Below are 2121 nucleotides of genomic sequence, written 5' to 3'. Positions count from 1 at the left end.
GTCGGCCTTACCGTCCGCACACCCGCCGGCGAGCAGCAGATCGAGGGCAGCGACATCCTGGTCGGGACGGGGCGCGTTCCCAACACCGCCGGGATCGCGCTCGAACAGGCCGGGGTCGAGTTAGACGGCCGTGGCTACATTCGGGTCAATGAGCGGCTCGAGACGACGGCACCCAATGTCTGGGCCATGGGCGAATGTGCCGGCAGCCCGCAGTTCACGCACGTATCCAACGACGACTTTCGGATCGTCAGGGACAATCTCGCCGGAGGGAGCCGCAGCACGCGCGATCGGCTCGTTCCCTACTGCATGTTCACGGATCCGCCCCTCGCGCGGGTCGGACTAAGCGAGCAGGAAGCGCAACGTCAAGCGATTACTGCGCGCGCCGCGAGGCTGCCGATGAGCGCTGTGCTACGGGCGGAGACGACGGACGAAACACAAGGGTTCATGAAGGCCCTGGTTGGAAGTGACGACCGCATTCTCGGCTTCACGATGATCGGCGCCGAGGCCGGTGAGGTGATGACCGTGGTGCAAACCGCGATGCTGGCGGGTCTGCCCTTTCCGAAGCTCCGCGATGCCGTGATCGCGCACCCGACGATGGCGGAGGGTCTTGGCCCGCTCTTCGCGAACGTTCCGGCCCGATCCGCACAATAGCTCATCACAACCTCGCCACTGGCGCGGCGAGATCGAAAGGAAATCACCATGACCGGCAAGCTCGCAGGCAAAGTCGCCGTCGTGACGGGCGGCAGCGCCGGCATTGGCCTCGGCATCGCCGAGCACTTTGCCGAAGAAGGTGCGCGGGTGTTTATTACCGGCCGTCATCAATCCGAACTGGATAAGGCCGTCACCGCGCTCGGCGGCAATGCCGCAGCGCTCCAGGGCGATACGGCTAACCTCGCCGATCTCGACCGCATCTATGCAACCGTCAAGACGCAGGCCGGGCAGATCGACGTGCTGGCGGCGAATGCCGGGGTCTACGAATTCGCCGCGTTGGGAGAGATTACCGAGGAACATTTCGACAGGACGTTCAACACCAACGTCCGCGGCCTGTTGTTCGCGGTGCAAAAGGCGCTGCCGCTGCTTAGGAAAGGCTCCTCGGTGATCCTGACCGGCTCGATGGTGTCGATCAAGGGCTTCCCGTCTTGCTCGGTGTACAACGCATCAAAGGCCGCCATACGCTCGTTCGCGCGCGGCTGGATCGTCGACCTCAAGGGGCGCGAAATCCGGGTCAACGTGTTGAGCCCCGGCTACACGGCGACGCCCGGCCTCTCTCATTTCATGACGGACGAGCAAAAGGCTGAGGCGATTGCATCGGTTCCACTCGGCCGGATCGGCACACCCGATGATCTCGGCAAGGCCGCGGTGTTCCTCGCTTCCGACGACAGCGCCTACGTCAACGGCATCGAGCTGTTCGTGGACGGCGGTGCGGCACAAATCTGATCAAGCGCGTTGAGGCATCCCAATTCGTCAGGAGGCCATGGTGAGCCACGACACTCGAAAAATCCGTTTCGGCCTTTGGTATGACTTCCGCAACCCGGCACAGTGGCGCCAACCCGCCGACCGCCTCTATCGCGAAATCCTCGATCAGATCGCGTGGGGCGAAAACAACGGGTTTGATGATGTCTGGCTGTCCGAGCACCACTTCATCGAAGACGGCTATCTTCCCTCGATCCTCCCCGCCGCCGCGGCGATCGCCGCCCGCACCAACCGGATCCGCATCGCCTCCGGCGTGCTGCTGATGCCGTTTCACAATCCGATCCGCCTTGCCGAAGATCTTGCGACCGTTGATGTCTTCTCGGGCGGCCGTTTCGAGCTCGGTGTCGGGATCGGCTCCAAGCGCGAAGAGTTCACGGGCTTTGGCGTGTCATCCAAGGAGCGTGGCGCGCGCACCGACCAATCGCTCGACATCATTCGCCGCGCTCTTGCGGGCGAAACCGTCACCTTCAGGAGTGATTTTTTTCGATTTCCAGAACGTTAGGGTGACGCCCGAGCCTATCCAGAAACCGCATCCACCAATCTGGCTCGGCGGTTTTACACCCGCGGCGCTTCGGCGCGCGGTGCGCTTCGGCGATGGGTTCACCGTCCCCGGGGCAACCCAAGATGTATATGACCGCTACGTCGCCG

At 63.3% G+C, this 2121-nt stretch carries 2 protein-coding genes and 1 pseudogene; all 3 read left to right on the top strand.

Translation table 11 applies throughout. The annotated features are described in order from the left end of the window. A partial coding sequence (locus tag VFL62_RS26620; protein ID WP_325175380.1) for an FAD-dependent oxidoreductase occupies nt 1-651 on the top strand: 651 nt, incomplete at its 5' end. A 48-nt stretch (nt 652-699) separates the two neighbouring features. Next, a complete protein-coding gene (locus VFL62_RS26615) occupies nt 700-1437 on the top strand; it encodes a glucose 1-dehydrogenase (RefSeq protein WP_325175379.1) in 738 nt (245 codons plus the stop codon). A gap of 37 nt (nt 1438-1474) precedes the next feature. Then, a pseudogene (locus tag VFL62_RS26610) lies at nt 1475-2121 on the top strand (LLM class flavin-dependent oxidoreductase); the annotation flags it as partial.

The sequence above is a fragment of the Bradyrhizobium sp. genome (assembly GCF_035701725.1).
In the GTDB taxonomy this organism is placed as follows: domain Bacteria; phylum Pseudomonadota; class Alphaproteobacteria; order Rhizobiales; family Xanthobacteraceae; genus Bradyrhizobium.
Note: the sequence above shows the minus strand (reverse complement) of the source record. Positions and strands in the feature narration are given on the sequence as shown.

What these genes read in the sequence shown, in the direction of transcription:
- VFL62_RS26615 (WP_325175379.1), top strand. Translation starts at nt 700, where the DNA reads ATGACCGGCAAGCTCGCAGGCAAAGTCGCCGTCGTGACGGGCGGCAGC.